The organism is Streptomyces sp. NPDC006393, from assembly GCF_040628575.1.
GTDB lineage: Bacteria > Actinomycetota > Actinomycetes > Streptomycetales > Streptomycetaceae > Streptomyces.
The window spans coordinates 1-16,385 of record NZ_JBEXZD010000148.1; the positions used below are offsets into that span (position 1 = coordinate 1).

The window sequence follows — 16,385 nt, forward strand, 5'->3', positions numbered from 1 at the left end:
AGACCGGCCCCGTGGTCTGGGGCACCCCGGGCACCAACGGCCAGCACGCCTACTACCAGCTCATCCACCAGGGCACCAAGCTGATCCCGGCGGACTTCATCGGCTTCGCCAACCCGGTCGCCGAGCTGAGCGACGAACTCAAGGCGCAGCACGACCTGCTGATGGCCAATTTCTTCGCGCAGACCCAGGCGCTGGCCTTCGGCAAGACGCCCGAGGAGGTGCGCGCCGAGGGGGTGCCGGAGGAGCTGGTGCCGCACAAGACGTTCCGGGGCGACCATCCCACGACCACGATCCTGGCGACCGAGCTGACCCCGTCGGTGCTCGGCCAGCTCGTCGCGCTGTACGAGCACAAGGTGTTCGTCCAGGGCGCGATCTGGAACATCGACTCCTTCGACCAGTGGGGCGTCGAGCTCGGCAAGGTGCTGGCCAAGCGCGTCGAACCGGCCCTGACCGAGGGCGCCGAGGTCCCCGGCCTGGACGCCTCGACCAAGGCGTTGGTCGCGAAGTACCGGGAGCTGCGCGGCCGGAGCTGATCCGCCGCTCGCGCCGTCGCGGTGGCCGTGGTTCAGGCCACCGCGCTCAGCGTGTCCGCGAGCCGTCGCCGCGCCGCCCGGGACGCGGGCAGGGCGGCGAGTCCCGCGGCGCCCGCCACCGCCGCGGCTCCGAACAGCAGCAGGAGCAGCGGGGAGGGGCCCGCGGCGATGCCGGCGCCGATGCCGCTGGAGCGGCCCTGGGCGTCGATCAGCCAGTGGCCGAGCGGCAGACCGGCGGCCGCGGCGATCAGCACGGCCGTCAGGGCGGTGCAGCTGGTGGCCGTCACCGTGATCGCGGTGATCTGGCGCGGCGAGAGCCCGATCGCCTTCAGGGCCAGCAGGTCCCGCTCGCCCTCGCGCACGGTGCCGCCGATCGCGGTCAGCAGTTCGACCAGGCCGATCAGCGCGAGCACACAGACCAGCCCGGCGACCACGGCACGCAGCGGGGACAGCCCGTCGGCCGGGTTGGTCACGGCGTGCACGTCCAGGTGGCCGTGGCCGGCCGCGAGCAGGGCGGCGGCGACCTGGTGGGCGTCGGCGCCGGGGCGCAGCCGCAGCTGGTAGAGGGTCGGGGTGAGGTGCGGGTCGTTCTCGCGGAGGGTGTCCAGCGAGGTGGAGATGACCCGGCCGCCGTTCTCCGGCTCGATGCTGCGGCCCACGATGTGCAGGATCTGCGGCTGCTCGCCCACCGTCATCCGCACCCAGTCGCCGACCCGTACGTCGAGGAGGTCGAGCAGGCCCTGCCCGGCCACCGCCTCGTCCGGGCCGTGCGCGGGACGGCCCTCGGCGAGGGTGTACGGGTAGGGGTCCTGGCGGGTGCCGAGACCTCGCAGAGCGATGGTGGCGGTCTGGCCGGGCACCAGTGCCGCGGTCTCCACACCCGGGTAGACGGCGGCGACCCGCGGCTCGTGGTCCAGCAGGGCCCGCGTCCCCCGGTCGCCGAGCGTGCCGTCCCCGCGGACGGTGAGCGCGGCCGGCAGACCGAGTCGCTCGGGCCGGCTGTGGAAGCGGTCGATGGTGGTCCAGGCGCTCATCGCCACCACGATCAGCAGCAGCGGCAGCGCGAGCCTGCCGACCGTGGCGAGGGTGCGCGGGCGGCGGGCGAAGGCCTGGTGCCCGCCGAGCACCAGCGCGGGCGGCAGGCGCAGGCCGAGCAGCCGCAGCGCCAGGGCGCGGCGTGCCACGCCCGGCAGCCGGCCGCCGGGCGCGGTCGTACGGCCCGGCACCGGTACCGGGGGCACGCGGCCCGCCCGCCAGGCCGCGAGCCCGGTGACCGCGCCGATGAACAGCACCGCGCCCACCGGCACCACGACCAGCGCCGCCGTGTGCCCCGGCAGCCCCTGCCACACTCCGACCGCGTCGCCCAGCCGCCCCGGCACGCGGGCGCCCAGCCCCTGGATGAGGGCCGCCGCGGCCACGGCGCCCAGCACGGCGTACGCCACGTGCTGGAGCAGGAAGATCCGGACCACCTGGCCGGGCGTGAAGCCGATCGCCTTCAGTACCGAGATGTCCCGCAGATGACCGCGGATCCGGGTGCCGATCGCGCCGTGGACCGCGAAGGCGGCGGCCACCAGCGCGCCCAGTCCGAACAGGCCCAGCACCTGGCCGAGCAGCCGGTTGTCGCCCTGCGCCTCGGCCTGCGCCTGCCGCCAGGTGGAGACCTCGGTGACCGAGCCGGCGCCGAGCACGGTGACGGCGCGCTGGACCGCGTAGTCGGTGTCGTCGGGGTCGGTCAGGCGCAGGCCCACGACCTGGCCGCCCGGGTCGCGCACCGCGGACGGCACCGCCCAGACGAGTCCGGGCTGCTCGCCGGGGCCGTAGCGGGGTTCGGCGCTGTCGGCGACGCCCACGACGATCAGCGTCCGGGTCGTGCCGGGCAGTGTCAGGGTGTCGCCGGGCTCGGCGAGCAGGGCGCGGGCCAGGCTGTCCTCCAGCACCACGCCGTCGGGCCGGGCGGGGTCGAGCCAGTGGCCCGAGACGAGCAGCGGGCGGCCGACGGCGGGTCGCCCGGGGGTGCCGCGCAGTTCGGCCGACGCGCGGGTGCCGCGCACGGAGACGGTGACGGACTCGGTGGCGTAGGGGCCGGCGACGGCGTTCACGCCGTCCAGGGCGGCCAGCCGGCGGGTGTCCGCGGACGGCACGGCATGGATCCACACATGCGCGCCGCGCGCCTGGGTGAAGACCCGCTGCCACGGATTGGTGGCGTAGCCGAACAGCGCCGTGGCCAGCAGCAGGGAGGCGACGATGCCGGCGGTCGCGAGCACGAGGAACAGCGCCTCGCCGCGGTGTGTCCGCAGATCGGAGTGCGCCCAGCGCAGGGTGGCACGCATGGGGTCAGTCCCTCAGCTCCAGTACGCCCGACGTCCCGGCCCGGCGGGACGGCGTGCCGTCCAGCTCCGCGTCGTCGGCTATGCGGCCGTCGAAGAAGCTGATCACGCGGTCCGCGGCGCTCGCCAGCCGGGCGTCATGGGTGACCAGGACGATCGTCTGGCCGCGCTGGTGGAAGCGGGACAGCAGCCGCATCACCTCGCGGGTGCCCTTGCTGTCGAGGCTGCCGGCCGGCTCGTCGGCCAGCAGCAGCGGCGGACGGTTGACCAGGGCGCGGGCCAGGGCGACGCGCTGCTGCTCGCCGCCGGACAGCTCGCCCGGCATGCCGCGCTCCTTGCCGTCGAGCCCCAGCTCGGCCAGCAGCTCCCGCCGCTCGGCGCGGGCCTGCTTGGGGGAGCGGCCGGCGAGCAGGGCGGGCAGCTCGACGTTGTCGGCGACCGACAGGTTGGAGACCAGGTTGAAGAACTGGAAGACGATCCCGATGACCTTCCGGCGCTCCTCCGCCCAGCGGGCCTCGCTGTAGGAGTCGGTGCACCGGCCGTCCAGCCAGTAAGTGCCCTGGTCCGGCCGCTGGAGCCCGCCCAGCAGATGCAGCAGCGTCGACTTCCCGGCGCCGGAGGGACCGGTGACGGCCACGAACTCGCCGCGCGCCACCTGAAGGTCCACCCCGCGCACGGCACGGGCGGGAGCGCCCTCGCCGTAGTGTGTCTTGACGAGGCCCTCGGCGCGCAGCAGGGGAGTGGGGTGGTCGCTCACCGCGGCTCCTCCAGTTCCTCCTGGCACCGTTCCAGCCAGTCAAGGTCGGCCTGGAGGTGCAGCATGGCGCCCTCGATCAGCAGATGGGCGATTCTGTTGTCGCGGTTCTCGGCCGCGGCCAGCTTCGACAGGTTGCGCATGGTGTTGAGGTACTGACGCCGCTGCTTGTTGATGAGGGCGATCTGGTCGGCGAGGCCGGTCTGCGGGGCGAGGGCGAGTTTCATGAAGAACTCGTCCCGTACCCGTGGCTCGTCCTCGGGCTCCGCGAACCAGGCGCGCAACTCCTCACGTCCGGCGTCGGTGAGGTGGTAGATCTTCTTGTTGGGCCGGCTGGACTGCTCGACCTCCTCGCCCTCGATCAGTCCCGACTTCTCGAGGCGGCCGAGGGTCACGTAGATCTGGCCGACGTTCGGCTGAGGGTACGCGGAGCCCAGCAGTTGCTCAAGGTCCTGCTTGAGCTCGTAGCCGTGGGCGGGGCCGCGCGCGAGGAGTGCCAGGAGGGGCAGGCGCACTCGTGCTCTCCTCCTGTCCTCTCACAATGTGCTCCAGGCCCTAGTATCGCCCATACCTAACAGGTATACATGGCCTCTGACTCCCGGGCGAGGGTGCCCGGAGCCAGGCGTACGTGTTCAGGGAGGAACCTATGCGGTGGATACGCGCCGCCGGTAGGGGCCTCCTCGCACTCGTCGTGATCCTCACCGGGTACGTCGCCTCCGGCGCCCACGCCGACGAGGGCGCGGGCGACGGCCGCGGCCCGCTCACCCTGGCCACCGCCGGGGACCTCACCGGCTATCTCGGCCCCCTCCTCCAGGGCTGGAACCGCACCCACCCCGCCGAGCGGGTCACCCTCGTCGAGCTGCCCGACTCCGCCGACGAGACCCACGCGCAGATGACCACCGACCTGCGCGGCGGCGACCGCAGCCGCTTCGACGTGCTCAACATCGACGTCAACTGGACCTCGGAGTTCGCCGCCGCCGGCTGGATCCGCCCGCTGCCGCGCGACCGCTTCCCGCTGAAGACCTTCCTGCCGCCGGTCGTCGACACGGCCACCTACGACGGACGGCTGTACGCCGTCCCGTACGTCACGAACGCCGGGCTGCTCCTGTACCGAAAGGACGTCCTCGCGAAGGAGGGCGTGCCGCCGCCGCGCACCTGGGCCGAGCTGGAACACGACGCGAAGACCATCGCGCCCAAGTACGGACTGGGCGGCTACGCGGGCCAGTTCCTGCCCTACGAGGGCCTCACCGTCAACGCGGCCGAGGCGGTGTACTCGGCGGGCGGCACGATCCTCGGCGACGAGGGCGCGCGCGTCACCGTCAACTCCGCCGCCGCCCGCGAGGGCATCGGATTCCTCGCGCGCGGCTTCCGCGAGGGCTGGATCCCCAGGGCGGCGCTCACCTACAAGGAGGAGGAGTCCAAGCAGGCCTTCCAGGACGGCCGGCTGCTCTTCCTGCGCAACTGGCCCTACGCGTACGCCGTCGCCTCCGCCCCGGGGTCCAAGGTCGCCGGGAAGATCGGCGCCGTACCGCTGCCGGGGCCGGACGGGCCGGGCACGAGCGTCCTCGGAGGCTCCAACCTCGCCGTCAACACCCACGCGCGGCACCCCGACTCCGCCGCGCGCCTGATCGCGTACCTGACCAGCGAGCGCGTCCAGCGCCAGGTGCTCACCCGGGGCTCGCTGCCGCCGGTGCGTGCCGCGCTCTACGAGGACCCCGCCCTCGTGCGGCGGTTCCCGTATCTGCCGACCCTGCGCGCCGCCGTGCTCTCGGCCGCGCCGCGTCCCAAGAGCCCGCACTACGACCAGGTCAGCCTGGTGGTGCAGGCCGTCGTGCACGACGCGCTGACCGGGCGTCAGACGCCCGAGCAGGCCGTGCGCCGGCTGGCGCGGGAACTCGACGCCATCGCCCGCCGCTAGCCGCGATAGTTACTTGTTAGGTAACGCGCATATCTCATTTGGCTTCGCAGTGCTCCAGTAAGTGGCGATTTATACCCTCAACTGCCCGGTAGCCTCCGTTCACTTCATTGACACCCCTGCGCAGCGCCTACCTAACATGCATGCATGTTGAGCAAGCACCACTGGTGGCGCGACGCGGTGATCTACCAGGTCTACGTCCGCAGCTTCCTGGACAGCACCGGCGACGGCATCGGCGATCTGGCCGGCGTCCGCGCGGGGCTGCCGTACCTGAAGAAGCTCGGCGTCGACGGGATCTGGCTGAGCCCGTTCTACCCCTCGCCGCAGCACGACCACGGCTACGACGTGGCCGACTACTGCGGGGTCGACCCGGTCTTCGGCGACCTCGCCGAGTTCGACCTGCTGGTGTCGGCCGCCCGGCGGTTCGGCGTCAAGGTGCTCCTCGACATCGTCCCCAACCACTGCTCCAGCGAGCACCCGTGGTTCCGCGAGGCGCTCGCCGCCGAGCCCGGCAGCCCGGCCCGCGCCCGCTTCCACTTCGCCGACGGCCGCGGGCCCGACGGCAGCGAACCGCCCAACAACTGGCACGCCATGTTCGGCGGCCCGGCCTGGAGCAGAGTCGGCGACGGCCAGTGGTACCTGCACATGTTCACCCCCGAACAGCCCGACTGGAACTGGCGCAACCCCGAGATCCCCGCCGAGTTCGACCGCGTCCTGCGGTTCTGGCTGGACCGCGGCGTCGACGGCTTCCGTATCGACGTCGCCGCGGGCCTCTTCAAGCACCCCGAACTGCCCGACTCCGACGACCCGGAGGCCGACGCCCGCACCCGCGACTCGGTCAACCCGCTCGCCTGGAACCAGCCCGAGGTGCACGACGTGTGGCGCCACTGGCGTTCCCTGTGCGAGGAGTACCGGGAGCGCGACGGACGCGAGCGCCTCCTCGTCGGCGAGGTCTCCGTCCCCACCGCCCGCGAACACGCCCGGTACGTCCGCCCGGACGAACTCCACCAGGCGTTCTTCTTCGACCTGCTCAGCGCCCCCTGGGACGCCGACGCCTTCCGCAAGGTCGTCTCCGAGGCCATGGAGGACATCGCCGGCACCGGCTCCACGGTCACCTGGGTCCTCAACAACCACGACCAGGTCCGCACCGTCACCCGCTACGGCGAACCCGTCCCCGAAGGCAGCGGTCGAGGGACTGCGCCGGAAGTGGCGCCTGCCGGGCGACGCCTGGCACGCTCCCCCACTGCCTCAAGGGCGTGCGAGGTGCCCCCACTCGCCGCACCGAGCGAAAGCCCAAGTACGGCCAGTACGAGGGCTTCCGCCCGGCACGCCGAGAGCACGCTCCCCCACCCTCGAACCGAGCTTCGCACGGCTCGGGCGGGAGGTACCCCCACGCCGCCGCCCGGCCCGCCCTTCGGGCCGACGACGCCACTCCCGGCGCAGCCCCTCGGCGCCGCCCGCGCCCGTGCCGCCGCGCTGCTGATGCTGGCGCTGCCCGGAGCCGCGTACATCTACCAGGGCGAGGAGCTCGGTCTGCCCGAGGTCGTCGACCTGCCCGACGACGTGCTCACCGACCCGATCTTCCGCCGCACCGGCAGCCGCGCCCGCGTCCGCGACGGCTGCCGGGTGCCGCTGCCCTGGTCGGGACAGGCGTCCCCGTTCGGCTTCACCTCCGGCGCCGAGGGCGTACGGCCCTGGCTGCCGCAGCCGGAGTACTTCGCCGAGTACGCCACCGAACGCGCCCTCGCCGACACCCGCTCCTTCTGGCACCTGTACCGCGACGGTCTGCAACTGCGCCGGGAGCTGCCCCAGTTGGGCGAGGGCGACCTGCGCTGGCTGGACACCCCGCCCGGCGTGCTGGCCTTCGTCCGCGGCGACGGCCTGGTCTGCGCCGTCAACTTCGGTACGGCTCCCGCGCCCGCCCCCGTCTCCGGCACGCCGCTGCTGGCCAGCGGCCCCTGCCCCGCGGCCGGGGTGCTGCCCGGCTCCACGGCCGCCTGGTGGATCGCCGACCTCTGACCTTCGGCACCCCGATCCCTCGCCAACCTCTCGCAACACCCCGGCCACGAACCCTCGAAGGGAACATCGACGATGATGCGACGACGCACCGCCCTGCTCACCGGCTGCACCGCCCTCGTGCTCGCCCTCGGCGCCACCGCCTGCGGCGGCGACCCCGTCTCGGCGGGCGGCGGCGACAAGGAACTCAGCGGCCAGACCGTCACCGTCGCCGGTGTCTGGTCCGGCAGCGAGCAGAAGAACTTCCAGAAGGTGCTGGACGCGTTCACCGCGAAGACCGGCGCCAAGACCCAGTTCGTGTCCACGGGCGACAACGTCTCCACCGTGGTCGGCAGCAAGATCGAGGGCGGCAACGCCCCCGACGTGGTGATGGTCCCGCAGGTCGGCGTGCTCCAGCAGTTCGCGAAGAAGGGCTGGCTCACCCCGCTGTCCGCCACCACGCGGAAGGAGGTCGACGCGGGCTACGCGCCGGTGTGGAAGAAGTACGGCAGCGTCGACGGCACCCTGTACGGCCTGTACTTCAAGGCCGCCCACAAGTCGACCGTCTGGTACAGCCCCGACGCGCTCAGCCAGGCCGGCGTCCAGCCGCCCACCACCTACGACGAGATGCTCAAGGCCGGGCACACCGTCTCCGACTCCGGGCTCGCCGCGTTCGCGGTCGCCGGGCAGGACGGCTGGACCCTCACCGACTGGTTCGAGAACGTCTACCTCTCCCAGGCCGGACCGGAGAAGTACGACGCCCTCGCCGCGCACCGGCTGAAGTGGACCGACGCCAGCGTGGTCAAGGCGCTCGGCACGCTCGGCAAGCTGTTCAAGGACAAGCAGCTGATCGCGGGCGGGCAGAAGGAGGCACTCAACACCGACTTCCCCGGCTCGGTGGAGAAGGTGTTCGGGCCCAAGCCGCAGGCCGGCATGGTCTACGAGGGCGACTTCGTCGCCGGGGTCGCCCACGACCAGTTCGGGAAGACCATCGGCAAGGACGCGAACTTCTTCCCCTTCCCCGCCGTCGACGGCGGCAAGGCACCCGTCGTCAGCGGCGGTGACGCGGCCGTCGTGCTCAAGGACGGCAAGAACGCCAAGGCCGGCATGAAGCTCCTGGAGTACCTGGCCACCCCCGAGGCCTCGGCCGTGTGGGCGAAGGCGGGCGGCTTCCTGTCCCCGAACAAGAAGCTCGACCTGGCCTCCTACGGCGACGACGTCACCCGGGCCACCGCCAAGTCCCTGGTCGACGCGGGCGACTCGGTCCGCTTCGACATGTCCGACCAGGCCCCGGCGGCCTTCGGCGGCACCAAGGGCACCGGCGAGTGGAAGCTGCTCCAGGACTTCCTGCGCGACCCGTCGGACCCGAAGGGCACCGCGGCGAAGCTGGAGGCCGCGGCCGCCAAGGCGTACCAGGGCCAGGGCTGAGCGGACATGACCGCCACCACCGTCACCAAGGAGCGGGCGGCGAGCTCTCCGCCGCCCGCCGGTCAGGCCGACCGCGCGCGTCGCGCGCGGCGGCGCGGCCGGATCGTCGCCCTGCTGTTCGCGTTCCCCGCGCTGCTGCTGCTCGGCGCGCTCGTCGTCTACCCGGTGCTGTTCTCCGTCGGGCGCAGCTTCTTCGACGCCTCCGGCACCCGCTTCGTCGGGGGCGACAACTACACCGAGATGTTCCGCGACCCGGCCACCCTCAAGGCCATCCGGAACACCGTGATCTGGGTGGTCGTCGCCCCGGCGCTGCTGACCGGACTGGGCCTGATCCTCGCCGTGCTGGTGGAGAAGGTCCGCTGGGCGACGGCGTTCAAGCTGCTGCTGTTCATGCCCATGGCGGTGTCCTTCCTCGCCGCCGGGATCATCTTCCGGCTCGCCTACGACCAGGATCCCGACAAGGGCGTGCTCAACGCCGCCGTCGTCTCCGTCCACGACGCCTTCACCGGCACCTCCTCGTACCCGACGGCACGGGCCCGCACCGGACCGCACGGGCTCACTCAGGCCCACGACGGCTCCTACACCACGAACGCCGCCGTGTCGCCCGGCGCCACGGTGGCGCTGCCGATGGTCGGGGTACTGCCCGGGGACCTGCCGGGGGACGCCTCGCCCGCCTGGCCGGCGGCCGGACGGAAGGCCGCCGCCGACGAGGTGCGCGGAGTCGTCTACCTCGACTTCACACCCGGCGGAACCGGCACCCAGGGCAAGGTCGACCGGCGGGAGAACGGACTGCCCGGCATGAAGGTCGAGGCCGTGCGCGACGGGCGGACCGTCGCCCGGGCCACCACCGCCTCCGACGGCTCCTTCCGCTTCCCCGGCCTGCACGCGGGGACGTACACGCTCCGGCTCCCGGAGTCCAACTTCGCGCCGCCCTACCAGGGCGTCTCCTGGCTGGGGCCGACGCTCGTCACACCGGCGATCATCGGGGCGTACCTGTGGATCTGGACCGGGTTCGCGATGGTGCTGATCGGCGCCGGACTGTCCACGCTGCCGCGCGACACGCTGGAGGCCGCCCGGATGGACGGGGCCAACGAGTGGCAGGTCTTCCGCCGCATCACCGTGCCGCTGCTCGCCCCGGTGCTGACCGTCGTCTTCGTCACGCTCGTCATCAACGTGATGAAGGTCTTCGACCTCGTCTACATCATCGCGCCCGGGCCGGTGCAGGAGGACGCGACCGTGCTCGCGACGCAGATGTGGCTGGTGTCCTTCGGCGGCGGCAACAACCAGGGGCTGGGCAGTGCGCTGGGTGTGCTGCTCCTGCTGCTCGTCATCCCCGCGATGGTCTTCAACGTCCGCCGCTTCCGAAGGAGTCAGCGATGAACGCGGTCAGGAGGGGCCTGGGCAACGGGCTCGTGCAGGCCTTCCTCGTGGTGATCGGCCTGGTCTGGCTGACACCCCTGGCCGGGCTGTTCGTGTCCTCGCTGCGCTCGGCCCAGGACACCGCCAAGGGCGGCTGGTGGACGGCCCTGACCAGCCCCGGCCAGCTGTCCTTCGACAACTACTCGGCGCTGCTGAAGAACGCCGGCATCACCCAGGCCTTCTGGAACACCGTGCTGATCTCGGTGCCGGCGACCGTGCTCGTCGTCGTCATCGCCGCGCTCGCCGGATACGCCTTCGCCTGGCTGGACTTCCCCGGCCGCGAGCCGCTGTTCCTGCTGGTGGTCGCGATGCTGGTGGTGCCGGTCCAGATCGGGCTGCTGCCGGTGGCCAAACTCTTCGGGCAGCTGGGGCTGTTCGGCACGATCCCCGGTGTCGTGCTGTTCCATGTGGCGTACGGGCTGCCGTTCGCGGTGTTCCTGCTGCGCAACTACTTCGCGGAGATGCCGAAGGAGATGCTGGAGGCGGCCCGCATGGACGGGGGGAGCGAGTGGCGCATCTTCGTGCAGCTGGTGCTGCCGGTGGGGCGGCCGGCGATCGCCAGCCTGGCGATCTTCCAGTTCCTGTGGGTGTGGAACGACATGCTGGTGGCGCTGTTGTTCGCGGACAGCTCGTCGCAGCCGCTGACGGTGGAACTCCAGTCGCAGATACGGCAGTTCGGGAGCAACATCGATGTGCTGGCGCCGGGGGCGTTTCTGTCGCTGGTGGTGCCGGTGGTGGTGTTCTTCGCCTTCCAGCGGCACTTTGTGCAGGGGGTCATGGCGGGGTCGGTGAAGTAGCGGCAGGCGGCAGGGCTAGCAGCAGGGGGTGGCGCGGAAACCCGCGCCACCCCCTGCTCGCGTGCTCACGCCGACGCCGGGGGATACAGCGACCTCGGCAACTGGGAGGCCGCTGCCGTGTCCAGGAGCCACAGGGTGCGGGCGCGGCCCTGGGCGCCCGCCGCGGGGGCCTGGATCTCGCCGGTGCCGGAGAGGGCCATGGCCACCGCGTTCGCCTTGTCCTCGCCCGCCGCCAGCAGCCAGACCTCGCGGGCCGAGCGGATCGCGGGCAGGGTGAGGGAGATACGGGTGGGCGGCGGCTTCGGGGAGCCGTGGACGCCGATCACCGTGCGCTCCGTCTCCCGGACCCCCGGGTGCTCCGGGAACAGCGACGCCACGTGGGTGTCCGGGCCCACGCCGAGCATCAGCACGTCGAAGGTCGGCACCGCGCCGTGGTTCGCGGGACCGGCCGCACGGGCCAGTTCCTCGGCGTAGGCCTCGGCCGCGGCCTCGACGTCCGTGCCGTACGGGCCGTCCGACGCGGGCATGGCGTGCACGCGCTTCGGGTCCAGCGGCACGGAGTCCAGCAGCGCCTCCTCGGCCTGCGTGACGTTGCGCTCCGGGTCGCCCTCCGGCAGGAACCGCTCGTCGCCCCACCACAGGTCCAGACGGCCCCAGTCGATCGCGTCGCGGGCCGGGGCGGCGGCCAGCGCGGCCAGCACGCCGTTGCCGTTGCGGCCGCCCGTCAGGACCACGTTCGCCGCGCCCGTCGAGGCCTGGGCGTCCACGATCTTCGTGATCAGCCGGGCCGCGGCGGCCTGCGCCATCAGTTCCTTGTCGCGGTGGACGACCAGCTGAGGAGTGCTCACTTCGCCGCCGCCTTCCGGCTCGTGGACTTGCGGGCGGTCCGGGAGGCCGCCCGCTGCGCGGGTGCCTTCGCCGTGTCCTCCTCGGGCGTGGCGACGGCGACCGGCCCGTCCTCGGCGAGCACCGGGCCGGCGGCGCCGGTCAGCCGGTCCACTCCGAAGCGCAGCGCCGACGCGTAGGTGTCGTCCGGGTCGAGCCGCCGCAGCTCCTCCGCGATCAGCTCGGCCGTCTCCCGCCGCTTCAGCGCCACCGCGCGCTCCGGCTGCCCCTGGATGGACAGGGTCGCCAGCCTGCCGTCGGCCCGGTCCAGCTTGATCGGGCCGCAGCTGGTGTCCAGACGGACCGCGGTCAGCCCGGGCCCGGTGGACGGCGAGCGCTTCACCGGGACCTCCAGCCGGTCCGCGAGCCACATCGCCAGCAGCTCGCAGCTCGGGTTGAACTCCTCGCCCTCCACCTCGACCGACCGGACCTCGCAGGTCACCTGGTCGAGAGCGGCCGCCAGCATCGAGCGCCAGGGCGTGATCCGGGTCCACGCCAGGTCGGTGTCGCCGGGGCTGTAGGCCTCGGCCCGCGCCGCCAGTTCGCGCAGCGGCTCCTCGCAGGCGTAGGTGTCGGTGACCCGGCGCTGGGCCAGCGCGCCCAGCGGGTCGTTCGCCGGGTCGAGCGGGCCGTTCACCGGCCACCACACGACGACCGGCGCGTCCGGCAGCAGCAGCGGAAGCACCACCGACTGGGCGTGGTCGCACACCTCGCCGTACAGCCGCAGCACCACCGTCTCGCCGGTGCCGGCGTCCGCGCCCACCCGCACCTCGGCGTCCAGCCGCGACGACGTGCGGTCGCGCAGGGTGCGCGAGATGCGCCGGATCACCACCAGGGTGCGCGAAGGATGCTCGCGGGAGGCGTCACCGGCGGCCTTGAGGGCGTCATAGGCGTTCTCCTCGTCGGTGACGATGACGAGGGTGAGCACCATGCCCACGGCGGGAGTGCCGATCGCCCGGCGGGCCTGCACCAGCGCCTTGTTGATCTTTCCGGCCGTGGTGGCCGTCAGGTCTATCTTCATGGCCGGCGCCAGCTCCGTCCGTCTCGTGCGAGCATCTCGTCCGCCTCGGCCGGCCCCCAGGTCCCGGACGCGTACTGCGCGGGCCTGCCGTGCTTGTCCCAGTACTCCTCGATCGGGTCGAGGATCTTCCAGGACAGCTCGACCTCCTCCGTGCGCGGGAAGAGGTTGGCGTCGCCGAGCAGCACGTCCAGGATCAGGCGCTCGTACGCCTCGGGGCTGGACTCGGTGAAGGACTCGCCGTAGGCGAAGTCCATCGACACGTCCCGGATCTCCATCGACGTGCCCGGCACCTTGGAGCCGAAGCGGACCGTCACGCCCTCGTCGGGCTGGACGCGGATGACGACCGCGTTCTGGCCCAGCTCCTCCGTCGCCGTGGTGTCGAAGGGGGAGTGCGGGGCCCGCTGGAAGACCACCGCGATCTCGGTGACCCGGCGGCCCAGCCGCTTGCCGGTGCGCAGGTAGAAGGGGACGCCCGCCCAGCGGCGGTTGTCGATCTCCAGCTTGATGGCCGCGTACGTGTCGGTCTTCGACTTCTTGTCGATGCCCTCTTCCTCGAGGTAGCCGATGACCTTCTCGCCGCCCTGCCAGCCGCCCGCGTACTGCCCGCGCACGGTGGACTTGCCCAGGTCCTTCGGCAGCCGGACGGCACCGAGCACCTTCTCCTTCTCCGCGGCCAGCGCGTCCGCGCCGAAGGAGGCGGGCTCCTCCATCGCGGTGAGCGCGAGCAGCTGGAGCAGGTGGTTCTGGATGACGTCCCGGGCGGCGCCGATCCCGTCGTAGTAGCCCGCGCGACCGCCGATGCCGATGTCCTCGGCCATGGTGATCTGCACATGGTCCACGAAGGACCGGTTCCAGACCGGCTCGAACATCTGGTTGGCGAAGCGCAGCGCCAGGATGTTCTGGACGGTCTCCTTGCCCAGGTAGTGGTCGATGCGGAAGACCTGCTCCGGCTCGAACACGTCGTGCACGACCCGGTTCAGCTCCTCGGCCGACCTCAGGTCGTGACCGAAGGGCTTCTCGATGACCGCGCGTCGCCAGGAACCGCCCGTCTGGTCGGCCAGGCCGTGCTTCTTCAGCTGCTGGATGACGACCGGGAACGACTTCGGCGGCACCGAAAGATAGAAGGCGAAGTTGCCGCCCGTGCCCTGCGCCTTGTCCAGCTCCTCGATCGTGCCGCGCAGCCGTTCGAACGCCTCGTCGTCGTCGAAGGTGCCCTGCACGAAGCGCATGCCCTGGCTGAGCTGCTGCCAGACCTCCTCGCGGAACGGCGTGCGCGCGTGCTCCTTGACGGCGTCGTGCACGACCTGCGCGAAGTCCTCGTGCTCCCAGTCGCGGCGGGCGAAGCCGACCAGCGAGAAGCCCGGCGGCAGCAGACCCCGGTTGGCGAGGTCGTACACGGCGGGCATCAGCTTCTTGCGCGACAGATCGCCCGTGACGCCGAAGATGACCAGGCCCGACGGCCCCGCGATACGCGGGAGCCGTCGGTCCGCGGGGTCACGGAGCGGGTTCGCTCCGGTACCGGAAAGCGGCGACAAGGTGTCAGCCCTCCGTGGGGGCGAGGCGCTCCAGCTCCGCCTCGGTCGACTTCAGCAGGTCGTTCCAGGAGGCCTCGAACTTCTCGACGCCCTCGTCCTCCAGAACCTGGACCACGTCGTCGTAGGAGATACCGATCTTCTCCAGCGCGTCCAGCTCGGCACGGGCCTGCTCGTAGGTGCCGCGGACGGCGTCGCCGCGGATCTCACCGTGCTCCTCGGTGGCCTCCAGCGTGGCCTCCGGCATGGTGTTCACCGTGTTCGGCGCCGCCAGCTCCTCGACGTACATGGTGGGCTTGTACGCCTTGTCCTTCACACCGGTGGAGGCCCACAGCGGACGCTGCTTGTTCGCGCCGTCCTTCTCCAGCGCGTTCCAGCGGTCGGAGGAGAAGACCTCCTCGTACGCCTGGTAGGCCAGACGCGCGTTGGCCACGCCCGCCTTGCCGCGCAGCGCCCTGGCCTCGTCGGTGCCCATCTCGTCGATGCGCCGGTCGATCTCGGTGTCCACGCGGGAGACGAAGAACGACGCCACCGAGTGGATCTTCGACAGGTCCAGGCCGCGCTCCTTGGCCTTCTCCAGGCCGGTCAGGTAGGCGTCCATGACCGCGCGGTAGCGCTCCAGCGAGAAGATCAGCGTGACGTTGACGCTGATGCCGTTGCCGATGGTCTGGGCGATCGCCGGCAGGCCCGCCTCGGTGGCCGGGATCTTGATCAGGGTGTTCGGGCGGTCCACCAGCCAGGCCAGCTGGCGGGCCTCGGCGACCGTCGCCCGGGTGTTGTGCGCCAGGCGCGGGTCGACCTCGATGGAGACCCGGCCGTCCTGGCCGTCGGTGGCGTCGAAGACCGGGCGCAGGATGTCGGCGGCGTCGCGGACGTCCGCCGTGGTGATCATGCGGATGGCCTCTTCCACGGTCACCTTGCGGGCGGCCAGGTCCGACAGCTGACGGTCGTACCCGTCGCCCTGCGAGATCGCCTTCTGGAAGATCGTCGGGTTGGTGGTGACGCCCACGACGTGCTGCTGGTCGATCAGCTCGGCGAGGTTGCCGGACGTGATGCGCTTGCGCGACAGGTCGTCCAGCCAGATCGCGACGCCTTCATCGGTGAGGCGCTTGAGTGCGTCTGTCATGGAAATTGCATCTCCTACGTGTCGTATATGTGAGCGTCAGCGCTGGGCGGCGGCGATGGATTCCCGGGCCTTGGCCGCCACGTTCTCGGCGGTGAAGCCGAATTCGCGGAAGAGCACCTTGGCGTCGGCGGAGGCGCCGAAGTGCTCCAGGGAAACAATGCGCCCCGCGTCTCCCACGTACTTGTGCCAGGGCAGACCCACGCCCGCCTCGACCGCGACGCGCGCCCGCACGGCCGGGGGCAGGACGCTGTCCCGGTACCCCTGGTCCTGCTCCTCGAACCACTCCTGGGAAGGCATGGAGACCACACGCGTGGGGACGCCGTCGGCCTGCAGCTGCTCGCGCGCCTCGACGGCCACGTGCACCTCGGAGCCGGTGGCGATCAGGATCACCTGAGGCTCCGCGTTCTGCCCGTCGGGGCCCTCCGCCTCGAAGAGGACGTAGCCGCCGCGCGCCGCGTCGTCGTTGGGCTCGTACGTCGGCACACCCTGGCGGGTCAGGGCCAGGCCGTGCGGCTGCCCCTTGCCGAACTCCTTGGTCCAGCGGCTGAGGATCTCCCGCCAGGCGATCGCGGTCTCGTTGGCGTCGGCCGGGCGGACGATGTTCAGGCCCGGGATGGCGCGCAGCGAGGCCAGGTGCTCGACCGGCTGGTGGG

General features: G+C 72.0%; 13 protein-coding genes and 1 pseudogene. 6 read left to right on the top strand and 8 right to left on the bottom strand.

The window, feature by feature from the left end; all coding sequences use genetic code 11:
* A pseudogene (locus tag ABZ484_RS35575) lies at nt 1-533 on the top strand (glucose-6-phosphate isomerase); the annotation flags it as partial.
* A gap of 32 nt (nt 534-565) precedes the next feature.
* On the opposite strand, the gene ABZ484_RS35580 reads toward ABZ484_RS35575, so the two are convergent.
* Genes ABZ484_RS35580 through ABZ484_RS35590 form a run of 3 tightly spaced genes read right to left on the bottom strand, consistent with a single transcriptional unit; the run spans nt 566 to nt 4,129 of the window.
* Nucleotides 566-2,863, bottom strand: a complete 2,298-nt coding sequence (locus ABZ484_RS35580; RefSeq protein WP_358870101.1) for an FtsX-like permease family protein — start codon at nt 2,861-2,863, stop codon at nt 566-568.
* 4 nt (nt 2,864-2,867) lie between these two features.
* A complete protein-coding gene (locus ABZ484_RS35585; protein ID WP_358870102.1) occupies nt 2,868-3,617 on the bottom strand; it encodes an ABC transporter ATP-binding protein in 750 nt (249 codons plus the stop codon).
* Nucleotides 3,614-4,129, bottom strand: coding sequence for a PadR family transcriptional regulator (locus tag ABZ484_RS35590; RefSeq protein ID WP_358870103.1), 516 nt, complete (start codon nt 4,127-4,129; stop codon nt 3,614-3,616). The genes ABZ484_RS35585 and ABZ484_RS35590 overlap by 4 nt, the downstream gene beginning before the upstream one ends.
* A 131-nt stretch (nt 4,130-4,260) precedes the next feature.
* On the opposite strand from ABZ484_RS35590, the gene ABZ484_RS35595 reads away from it, so the two are divergent.
* The 5 genes from ABZ484_RS35595 to ABZ484_RS35615 all read left to right on the top strand — a co-directional run bounded on the left by ABZ484_RS35595 (nt 4,261) and on the right by ABZ484_RS35615 (nt 11,168).
* A complete protein-coding gene (locus ABZ484_RS35595; RefSeq protein WP_358870104.1) occupies nt 4,261-5,532 on the top strand; it encodes an ABC transporter substrate-binding protein in 1,272 nt (423 codons plus the stop codon).
* A 144-nt stretch (nt 5,533-5,676) separates the two neighbouring features.
* Nucleotides 5,677-7,548, top strand: a complete 1,872-nt coding sequence (locus ABZ484_RS35600; RefSeq protein WP_358870105.1) for a glycoside hydrolase family 13 protein — start codon at nt 5,677-5,679, stop codon at nt 7,546-7,548.
* Nucleotides 7,549-7,620: 72 nt separating this feature from the next.
* On the top strand, nt 7,621-8,952 hold the full coding sequence (locus ABZ484_RS35605; RefSeq protein WP_358870106.1) for an ABC transporter substrate-binding protein: 1,332 nt from the start codon (nt 7,621-7,623) through the stop codon (nt 8,950-8,952).
* A gap of 6 nt (nt 8,953-8,958) precedes the next feature.
* Nucleotides 8,959-10,332: an ABC transporter permease subunit gene (locus ABZ484_RS35610; RefSeq protein WP_358870107.1), complete on the top strand. Its 1,374-nt coding sequence runs from the start codon at nt 8,959-8,961 to the stop codon at nt 10,330-10,332.
* A complete protein-coding gene (locus ABZ484_RS35615; RefSeq protein WP_358870108.1) occupies nt 10,329-11,168 on the top strand; it encodes a carbohydrate ABC transporter permease in 840 nt (279 codons plus the stop codon). The genes ABZ484_RS35610 and ABZ484_RS35615 overlap by 4 nt, the downstream gene beginning before the upstream one ends.
* A gap of 65 nt (nt 11,169-11,233) precedes the next feature.
* Here the strand turns inward: ABZ484_RS35615 and pgl are convergent, their stop codons facing one another.
* The 5 genes from pgl to ABZ484_RS35640 all read right to left on the bottom strand — a co-directional run.
* Nucleotides 11,234-12,016, bottom strand: a complete 783-nt coding sequence (gene pgl, locus ABZ484_RS35620) for a 6-phosphogluconolactonase (protein WP_358870109.1) — start codon at nt 12,014-12,016, stop codon at nt 11,234-11,236.
* Entirely contained in the window at nt 12,013-13,074 is a 1,062-nt protein-coding gene (gene opcA, locus ABZ484_RS35625; RefSeq protein ID WP_358870110.1) for a glucose-6-phosphate dehydrogenase assembly protein OpcA, read from the bottom strand. The genes pgl and opcA overlap by 4 nt, the downstream gene beginning before the upstream one ends.
* On the bottom strand, nt 13,071-14,609 hold the full coding sequence (gene zwf, locus ABZ484_RS35630; protein WP_358870111.1) for a glucose-6-phosphate dehydrogenase: 1,539 nt from the start codon (nt 14,607-14,609) through the stop codon (nt 13,071-13,073). The genes opcA and zwf overlap by 4 nt, the downstream gene beginning before the upstream one ends.
* Before the next feature lie 4 nt (nt 14,610-14,613).
* Nucleotides 14,614-15,732 (bottom strand): transaldolase, encoded by a 1,119-nt coding sequence (gene tal / locus ABZ484_RS35635; protein WP_358870112.1) that lies wholly within the window; start codon nt 15,730-15,732, stop codon nt 14,614-14,616.
* A 36-nt stretch (nt 15,733-15,768) separates the two neighbouring features.
* Nucleotides 15,769-16,385, bottom strand: a 617-nt coding sequence (locus tag ABZ484_RS35640) for a transketolase C-terminal domain-containing protein (RefSeq protein ID WP_358870113.1), incomplete at its 5' end; no start/stop codon positions are given.